Source organism: Candidatus Egerieousia sp. (genome assembly GCF_056211015.1).
Window position 1 is genome coordinate 21,946 of the sequence record NZ_JBAELF010000065.1, and the last position, 9,026, is coordinate 30,971.

7 protein-coding genes are annotated in these 9,026 nt (G+C 47.6%); 6 read left to right on the forward strand and 1 reads right to left on the reverse strand.

Annotation, left to right across the window (positions count from 1 at the left end; genetic code table 11):
* The first annotated feature begins 12 nt into the window (after positions 1–12).
* From AC06L3_RS04620 to scpA, 6 genes are all read left to right on the forward strand, one after another.
* The gene (locus AC06L3_RS04620) at positions 13–1,479 is read left to right on the forward strand and encodes a monomeric [FeFe] hydrogenase (protein WP_475669448.1); all 1,467 of its coding nucleotides are present in this window, start codon (positions 13–15) and stop codon (positions 1,477–1,479) included.
* Between the two features lie 2 nt (positions 1,480–1,481).
* Positions 1,482–2,411 carry a tyrosine-type recombinase/integrase gene (locus AC06L3_RS04625; protein ID WP_475669449.1) on the forward strand — a complete coding sequence of 310 codons (930 nt, stop codon included), beginning with the start codon at positions 1,482–1,484 and terminating at the stop codon, positions 2,409–2,411.
* 67 nt (positions 2,412–2,478) lie between these two features.
* Positions 2,479–2,763 (forward strand): HPF/RaiA family ribosome-associated protein, encoded by a 285-nt coding sequence (locus AC06L3_RS04630; RefSeq protein ID WP_475669450.1) that lies wholly within the window; start codon positions 2,479–2,481, stop codon positions 2,761–2,763.
* Between the two features lie 22 nt (positions 2,764–2,785).
* Positions 2,786–4,027, forward strand: a complete 1,242-nt coding sequence (locus tag AC06L3_RS04635; RefSeq protein WP_475669451.1) for a dicarboxylate/amino acid:cation symporter — start codon at positions 2,786–2,788, stop codon at positions 4,025–4,027.
* Positions 4,028–4,103: 76 nt separating this feature from the next.
* Positions 4,104–5,969 (forward strand): methylmalonyl-CoA mutase family protein, encoded by a 1,866-nt coding sequence (locus AC06L3_RS04640; RefSeq protein WP_475669452.1) that lies wholly within the window; start codon positions 4,104–4,106, stop codon positions 5,967–5,969.
* A 1-nt stretch (position 5,970) separates the two neighbouring features.
* Positions 5,971–8,103: a methylmalonyl-CoA mutase gene (gene scpA / locus AC06L3_RS04645; RefSeq protein ID WP_475669453.1), complete on the forward strand. Its 2,133-nt coding sequence runs from the start codon at positions 5,971–5,973 to the stop codon at positions 8,101–8,103.
* A gap of 85 nt (positions 8,104–8,188) precedes the next feature.
* Here the strand turns inward: scpA and AC06L3_RS04650 are convergent.
* Positions 8,189–9,026, reverse strand: an 838-nt coding sequence (locus AC06L3_RS04650; protein ID WP_475669454.1) for a sensor histidine kinase, incomplete at its 5' end; no start/stop codon positions are given.

The following is a 9,026-nucleotide window of genomic DNA, read 5'->3' on the forward strand; positions in this document are numbered from 1 at the left end:
TACTGTAACAATATGGCATTTACCAATAATGTGATGATTGTGCGCCACAAGCTGCTGGCCGATCTTGTGAAATTGTGGAAAGAGGACAAACTTGTGGAAGAGATTGACAGACTGCCCATTAAACTCAGCCCTAGGAATGCAAAGGTGATGGGAAGGTGCTGCGTGCACAAGGAGCGCGCCGTGTGGAAATACAAATCCTTCCCTCTTCTCGGATTCGATATGTCCGATGAAAAGGACGAACTCACACCGCTTTCATCCTATGCGAAGGAGGCTGTTACAAGAAACGGGAATCCCAAGCAGAATCTTCTCTGCGTGATAGACGAGGCATGTTCATCCTGTGTACAGACCAATTATGAGGTCACCAACCTCTGCCGCGGCTGCGTTGCAAGGGCCTGCTATATGAACTGCCCCAAGGGAGCCATCCACTTTACAAAGAAGGGTCAGGCCGAGATTGACCACGATCTGTGCATAAGCTGCGGAAAGTGCAAGGATTCCTGCCCTTACCACGCAATCGTTTACATTCCTGTTCCTTGTGAGGAGGCCTGCCCTGTAAAGGCTATCCATAAGAACGAATTCGGCATAGAGCACATAGATGATACGAAATGCATCTATTGCGGTAAATGCATCAACGCCTGTCCTTTCGGAGCAATCTTCGAGATTTCCCAGGTGTTCGACATACTTCAGAGCATGAAGAACGGTAACGAAGTGGTTGCTATGGTGGCTCCTTCAATAATAGCACAGTTCAAGGCTCCTCGCGAGCAGGTTTACGGTGCAATAAAGGCCATTGGCTTCAAGGACGTGATAGAGGTGGCGCAGGGTGCGATGGTAACAACCGAAGTCGAAGCCCGCGAACTTACTGAAAGACTTGAGAACGGTGCTCCGTTCATGACAACCAGCTGCTGCCCTTCATACATCCAGCTTGTAAGGAAGCATATTCCTGAAATGGAGAAATATGTTTCTTCCGCAGGTTCACCAATGGTCTATACCATAAAGATAGCTCACGAGAAACACCCGAATGCAAAGCTCGTATTCATAGGACCTTGCGTTGCTAAGAGGAAGGAGGTGAGGATCACGGACGGTGTTGAATGGGCAATGACTTTCGAGGAACTGGGTTCAGTTCTCTCGGGACTTGGAATAGACATGGCGGAAGCCGCTCCATACACAATGGAGGTGGAACCATATAAGGAGGCACATGCATTCGCCGGCACAGGCGGTGTGACAAGTGCCGTGAAACGTTTCTATTGCCAGAATCCTGAACTTACACCTAAGGTTGACAACCTTAAGACCGTTCAGATTGCAAACCTTGACAAGAGGAACATTGCGCTGCTCAGGATTTATGCAAAGACAGGCAAGACACCCGCTCAGTTCCTGGAGATCATGTCCTGCGAGGGCGGCTGTGTAACAGGACCTTGCATCTATACAGACAAAGGCAGTTCACAGAAACAGCTTGCAGGCGTGCTTTCAGAAATGAAGGACTGAATATGCTTGAACAGTTCCTTCGATATATAGAAACAGAAAGAAGATATTCGCCACGCACGGTTCGGCTCTATGCCGATGCCGTGCAGCGTTTTTATGACTATATCGGTGGCGATGACAGCATCTCCGTGCTCCAGCCGCTTCATATCAGGGGCTTCATTGCCTCGCTTCTGAACGGGGGCCTCAGCTCCAGAAGCGTTAACCTGCACCTGAGCGCCCTGAGCAGCTATTGCAGCTATCTATGTAAACAGGGGCTCCTGCAGACCAACCCGGTGAAGAAAATCCAAAGGCCGAAGGAGAGCCACCGTTTGCCTGAGTTCTATGACAGGGAGGCACTGGAGGAGCTCATATCATCCTTCCTGGAAAATTCTTCATGGACCGGCGATAGTTCTGAAAGCGATCCTTCCGCAAGGCTTGAGTCCTTCTCCGCCTGCCGTGACATGCTCATTGTAATGCTGCTTTACGGAACCGGAATGAGACGTGCGGAACTGGCAGGGCTCAGACTTGAGAACTTTGACGAGGACAGGTCAGTGTTCACAATTACCGGCAAGGGAGCAAAGGAAAGACAAATTCCGCTGGTCTCTTGGTTGAAAGGAAAAATATTGCTATATTTACAAAAGAGAAATGCTCTCTTTGAAGGGCGGTCGGGTAGTTCTTTCTTTGTTACGGATAAAGGCGAGGATGTTTATCTGGCATTTGTCAACAATGTGATTCATAAGCAATTGGATGGATTGAGAGGTTTTGAGGGAAAGAAATCGCCTCACGTGCTGCGCCATTCTTTTGCAACACACCTGCTCAACGGTGGTGCGGATTTGAACAGTATAAAGGAGGTATTGGGGCATTCGAGCCTTGCGGCCACGCAGGTATATACCCACAATTCATTCGAACAGTTGCGCAAGGTTTATGAAAACGCACATCCGCATTCAAAGAAATGAGGCCTGATGGCACAAAGCGGCATTTGATTAATAATAAATTGAAACATAACTAAAAACAGGAGGTTATATGGAAATAAATGTACAGTCAGTAAAGTTTGACGCAGATGCAAAATTGCTGGAATTCATTGAGAAGAAATTGTCAAGAATCGAGAAGTTCAATGCAGGTATCAATGCCTTGGATGTAACTCTCACCCTTCTTCCTGACAACGCCAACAAATGTGTTAAAATCAGGGCTCATGCTACTGGAAAGGATCTTTTCGTTGAGAAGAATGCCAACACTTTCGAGGATGCGGTAACCGTATGCGCAGATGTTCTCAAGGAGCAGATATCCAGACTTAAGGACAGAGATTAATAATAGACCACCCTTTGCTTGTATGATCAAGTTTTTGAAAGACAATGCAATGACCCTGGCCCTGCTGGCCGGGGTTGCTATTGGTGGGGCATGTGGTATCGTCTTTGGCAACGGCGTGAATTGCGTCAAACCGGTAGGCGATATCTTTTTGAATTTCGTCTTCACCCTCGTTGTTCCTATTGTTTTCTTCAGTATAAGTTCATCCCTGTGCAAGATGAACAACAGCGGTACTGCAGGAAAGGTTCTGGGTTATACGGCAGTAGCCTTTTCCGTAACCAGCATAATAGCCGGAATAGTGGCTTTCCTTGTATGTATGGTTTTCCCACCTCTTGGAGACATTGATCCGGCGGCAATGGCCGGCAGCATGTTCGATCTGTCAACGGCGTCAAAGCCCGATACGGCCACGGCTGTTGTGAACGCCTTCACCGTTGACGATTTCTGGAAACTGTTCTCAAAGTCCAATCTGCTACCAATGATCATCTTTGCGGTAATCCTTGGATTCTCTGTTTCCATCTGCGGTGAGAAGGGCAAACCTTTCGCACAGTTCCTGGATTCCGGCTGCGAGGCAATGCTCAAGATAATGAAGCTTGTGATGTATGTTGCTCCTGTTGGTCTTGGATGCTTCATTGCAAATGTCATAGCTTCTGTGGGCCCTCAGATTCTGAACGGTTACGTGAGGGTTTATTTCCTCTATTGGATAATCACCCTGATACTGTTCTTCTTCGGACACACGCTGTACATATTCCTCTTTGCCGGAATGAGGGGCGTAAGAACCTACTGGAGCAATATCATGCCTCCTGCGCTTGTTGCCTTTGCAACTACATCCAGCATTGCCGCACTTCCTGCCAACATTGAGGCTACAAAGAAAATGGGCGTGAGTGCGAATGTGGCCGATGCTGTCCTTCCTCTTGGTGTGAACATACATAAGGACGGTTCCATGACAGCTACCATAGTCAAGGTGCTTTTCCTTACGATACTTTGCGGTGGATGCACCAATTCCTGGGAAACGGCCATGTCCGCAATGTTCATAGCAGCCCTTTCCTCAATTGTAATGGGTGCTGTACCTAACGGAGGTGTTACTGGAGAGCTCCTCACCTGTTCGCTCATGGGTTTCGACCCTCAGATGGCTGGCCTGATCATAGTGATAGGAACCATTGTGGACATGCCTGCAACAATGCTCAACTCAGCTTCCAACTCAGCTTGCGCAATGATTGTTGACACTCTGATTTATAAGAAGAAAAGGGTTTTGAGCAGTAGTAAATAATTGCTATATTTGCAGGATTCCATTACGGAAAAAGATTATTAATTCTAACATAACACAAACATAAATCAATTCAGAAATGGCAGAAAAATTATTTGCTGAATTTCCTCCAGTTACCACCGAGCAGTGGGAAGAGGTTATTCAAAAAGATTTGAAAGGTGCTGATTATGAGAAGAAGCTTGTGTGGAAAACACAGGAGGGCTTCTCTGTAAGACCTTACTATCGCGCAGAAAATTTGAAGGACATCAAGCATCTTGGAACAGAGGCTGGTGTTTTCCCATTTGTACGCGGTACCAAAGACGATAACAATTGGCTTACACGCCAGGACTACTGCACAGTAAGCGAGGGCTTCGAAGGTGCGAACAAGCAGGCTGTTGACGGCCTTGCAAAAGGTTTGAATTCAGTAGGTTTCTACGTAGATGGCAAGAAGGCTATCGCTGTAGAGGATATGAAAATCCTTGTAAAGGGTATTGATCTTGCAAAGGTTGAGGTTAACTTCAGAGGTTGCTGCTGCGCAACTGCAGAAATCGTAAAGAGCTTTGTTGCTGTTGCAGCTGAGCAGGGTGTTGCTCCTGAGGATCTCAAGGCATCATTCGATTATGGTCCTGTCAGAGGTCTTAACAAGAACGGCAAGTTCTGCACAGACGGATATGTTGCAAAAATGAAGGAAATCCTTGAGGTAGTTAAGGATTGGCCAAGAGTAAGAGTATTCGGTGTTGAGGCATACGCATTCAACGATGCAGGTTCAAGCATAGTTGAGGAGCTTGCATTCGCACTTGCAATAGGCAGCGAGTACATGAACGCTCTCATAGAGGCCGGCGTTGAGCCTAAGGAGGCTGCTAGAAGAATGAAATTCACATTCTCAGTAGGTTCTACATATTTCATGGAGATTGCAAAATTCCGCGCTGCACGTATGTTGTGGGCAAACATCACAAAGGCATACGGTGTTGAGAAGGAGTGCTGCCAGAAGATGAAGATCCACGCTCGTACATCGGAGTGGAACCAGACAGCTTACGATGCATATGTAAATATGCTCAGAGGCACTTCCGAGGCAATGAGCGCTGCAATTGCAGGCGTTGATTCACTCGAGGTTCTTCCTTTCGACCATTCATTCAGAAAAGCAGGCGAGTTGAGCAACCGTATAGCAAGAAACGTTCAGACCATCCTCAAGGAGGAGGCTCATTTCAACAAGGTAGTTGATCCTGCAGCCGGTTCATATTACATTGAAACCCTTACCCAGAGCATAGCAGACGCTGCATGGACACTCTTCAACAAGGTTGAGGGCATGGGCGGTTACGTTGAGGCGTTCAAGGCAGGTTTCATCCAGGAGACAATCAAGGCCACTTCAGCAGACAGGGACAAGAAGATTGCAACACGCCGTCAGACAATCCTTGGTACCAACCAGTTCCCTAACTTCACAGAGAAGGTGAACGAGGACGTTACAGCAGACGTTGTAACCCGCAAGGCAGCCGCTGAGAAGACAGCAGAGATGATTGGTCAGCCACTTGAGAAATACAGAGGCGCACAGGCATTCGAGGCTATGCGTTACACAACAGACAAGAGCGGCAAGCAGCCGGTTGCATTCATGGTTACATACGGCAACCTGGCAATGTGCAGGGCAAGAGCACAGTTCGCTTGCAACTTCTTTGCTGTAGCAGGTTTCAAGGTAGTTGACAACAACCGCTTTGCATCCGTAGAGGAAGGCGTGAAGGCAGCTCTTGAGGCTAAGGCCGATATCATTGTTGCTTGTTCATCAGATGATGAGTACGCAGAAGGCGCAGTTGAGATGGCAAATCTCGTAGGCAACAAGGCTATCGTAGTAGTAGCCGGTGAGCCTGCTTGCAAGGAGGATCTCATGGCAAAGGGCCTGAGCAACTTCATCAGCGTAAAGAGCAACGTTCTCGAGACATTAAAGGAGTATCAATCTAAACTTGGAATCAACTAGTATGCGTCCTAATTTTTCAGATATAAAATATGCAGGTGGAAAGGCTTGCTGCTGTGAGCAGGATAATAGCCAGTGGATCACACCTGAGAAGATTGCAGTCAAGACCAACTATACTGCAAAAGATTTGGAAGGAATGGAGCACCTTAACTATGCAGCCGGTGTAGCTCCTTTCCTGCGCGGCCCTTACAGCACAATGTACGTTCAGAAACCTTGGACCATCAGGCAGTATGCAGGTTTCTCAACAGCAGAGGAGTCAAACGCTTTCTACAGAAGGAACCTTGCTGCCGGTCAGAAAGGCCTTTCAGTAGCATTTGACCTTGCAACACATAGAGGATATGATGCAGATCATCCAAGAGTAGTTGGTGATGTTGGCAAGGCAGGTGTAAGTATCTGCAGCGTTGAGGATATGAAGATTCTCTTTGATCAGATTCCTTTGAACAAGATGTCAGTATCAATGACAATGAACGGTGCCGTTCTTCCTATCATGGCCTTCTACATTGTAGCAGGTCTTGAGCAGGGCGCTAAGCTTGAGGAAATGGCCGGTACAATCCAGAACGATATCCTCAAGGAGTTCATGGTAAGAAACACCTATATCTACCCACCTGAGTTCTCAATGAGAATCATAGGCGATATCTTTGCTTACACATCAAAGTATATGCCTAAGTTCAACTCAATTTCAATTTCAGGTTACCACATGCAGGAAGCAGGTGCAACCAATGACATTGAGATGGCTTACACATTGGCAGACGGTCTTGAGTACCTCAGAACAGGTGTAAAGGCAGGAATAAGCGTAGGTGCATTCGCTCCACGTCTTTCATTCTTCTGGGCAATCGGTATGAACCACTTCATGGAGATTGCAAAGATGAGGGCTGCACGTATGATCTGGGCAAAACTCGTAAGCCAGTTCAACCCACAGAATCCTAAATCACTCTCACTCAGAACACACTGCCAGACTTCAGGTTGGTCACTTACAGAGCAGGATCCTTTCAACAACGTTGCAAGAACATGCATCGAGGCTATGGGCGCAGCTCTTGGTCATACACAGTCACTGCATACCAACGCTCTTGACGAGGCCATTGCACTTCCTACCGACTTCTCTGCACGTATTGCAAGAAATACCCAGATTTACATCCAGGAGGAAACAAACGTTTGCCGTTCAATTGATCCATGGGCTGGTTCATATTATATTGAGTCTCTTACAAATGAGTTGGCTCACAAGGCTTGGGAGCACATTCAGGAAGTTGAGTCACTCGGTGGTATGGCAAAGGCTATCGAAACGGGTATTCCTAAACTCAGAATCGAGGAGGCTGCTGCACGCAAGCAGGCTAGAATTGATTCAGGTGAGGATACCATTGTAGGTATCAACAAGTACCGTCTCGAGAAAGAGGAAGCTATCGATATCCTTACAGTTGATAACACCAAGGTAAGAGAGCAGCAGGTTGCAAGACTCAAGGCTCTCCGTGCTAACCGTGACAATGCAAAGGTCAAGGAGTGTCTGGCAGCCATCACAGAGGCAGTCCGCACAAAGAGCGGCAACCTCCTCGAGCTTGCTGTTGAGGCAGCCAAGGCAAGAGCATCTCTCGGTGAGATTTCAGATGCTTGCGAGGCTGTAGTTGGAAGATATAAAGCAGTTATCCGTATGAATACAGGTGTTTATTCTTCAGAAGTTAAAGAAGATTCTGAGTTCGCTCAGGCTAAGAAGATGGTTGCTGAGTTTGCAAAGAAAGAGGGTCGTCAGCCTCGTATCATGGTTGCAAAACTCGGTCAGGACGGTCACGACCGTGGCGCTAAGGTAGTTGCTACAGGTTATGCAGACTGCGGATTTGACGTAGATATGGGACCATTGTTCCAGACTCCTGCAGAGGCCGCTAAGCAGGCTGTTGAGAATGACGTTCACATTGTTGGCGTTTCTTCATTGGCAGCTGGCCACAAGACCCTTGTTCCACAGATCATTGACGAGCTCAAGAAACTCGGCCGCGAGGATATCATAGTTGTTGCCGGTGGCGTTATTCCTGCACAGGATTATGACTTCCTTTACAAGGCTGGTGCAGCTGCAATCTTTGGCCCTGGCACAAGAATCTCTTACGCTACAATCAAGATGATTGAGCTCCTGAACCAGAAGTTCGAGGACTAATCTCTTGAGTATCAAAATAAAGGCCTGCCGGAATTCCGACAGGCCTTTATTCTTGTTTTTATTACTGACTGGTTTACGTTTACTGTTATCTGAAAGTGAGAGTAAACACCGTTCTATTCCGGTCACTCTTTGTAAGGTCCAGCGTTCCGTTATGGGCACGCATGATCTGGCGTGAGAGGCTCAAGCCGATTCCGGAACCATTGCACTTGGTGGTGAAGAACGGAATGAATATCTGCTCCTGAGCTTCTGGAGTGATTGCAGCACCGTCGTTCGCAACCTTGATGACGGTATGCTCTGAAGAATCAATGCTGGCAGTGATGCTGATGTTCTTTGCACCTGCCTGGACAGCATTCTTGACGAGGTTAATGAAAATGCGGCTAATCTGCGACTCATCGGCGTAGATGAGTATGTCCTCAGACTCCGCTCTGTAGCTGCAAATTGCACCGGCAGCTGCACATTGCCCGTGGGTGAGGTCTATCACCTTTCTGGCGAGTTTATCAACCATAAGGCCCTTCTTAATCGGCCTTGCGACACCTGTGAGCTCGCGATATGACTCAACGAACTTGATAAGGTTCTTTGAGGATGACGAGATGGTCTCAAGTCCCGCTTTTACATCAATCTCACGGTTTTCCTCCGGCATATCAACATAGCGGCTAAGAGCATCACTGAGCGAAGCGATAGGGCTGACGGTGTTCATAATCTCGTGCGTGGGCACGCGAATCAGTTTTGTCCAGGACTCCTGCTCGTTCTGCTGACGGCGGCGCTCCACAATCCATTTTATACGGTTGAGAGCCTTGTTGAACCTGCTGTCCTCCGTGAAGCGGAAGTTGTACTCTCCGTCTTCGAACGCATCAAGCATATACTCCAACTTCTTTCTGTCCTTCTCATGGATATAGAGCGCAGTTATGACAGCCGTCAGGATG

Excerpts from the sequence above, each read along its gene's own strand:
- AC06L3_RS04620 (WP_475669448.1), top strand. The coding sequence starts at position 13 with ATGGCATTTACCAATAATGTGATGATTGTGCGCCACAAGCTGCTGGCC.
- AC06L3_RS04625 (WP_475669449.1), top strand. The coding sequence starts at position 1,482 with ATGCTTGAACAGTTCCTTCGATATATAGAAACAGAAAGAAGATATTCG.
- AC06L3_RS04630 (WP_475669450.1), top strand. The coding sequence starts at position 2,479 with ATGGAAATAAATGTACAGTCAGTAAAGTTTGACGCAGATGCAAAATTG.
- AC06L3_RS04635 (WP_475669451.1), top strand. The coding sequence starts at position 2,786 with ATGATCAAGTTTTTGAAAGACAATGCAATGACCCTGGCCCTGCTGGCC.
- AC06L3_RS04640 (WP_475669452.1), top strand. The coding sequence starts at position 4,104 with ATGGCAGAAAAATTATTTGCTGAATTTCCTCCAGTTACCACCGAGCAG.
- scpA (WP_475669453.1), top strand. The coding sequence starts at position 5,971 with ATGCGTCCTAATTTTTCAGATATAAAATATGCAGGTGGAAAGGCTTGC.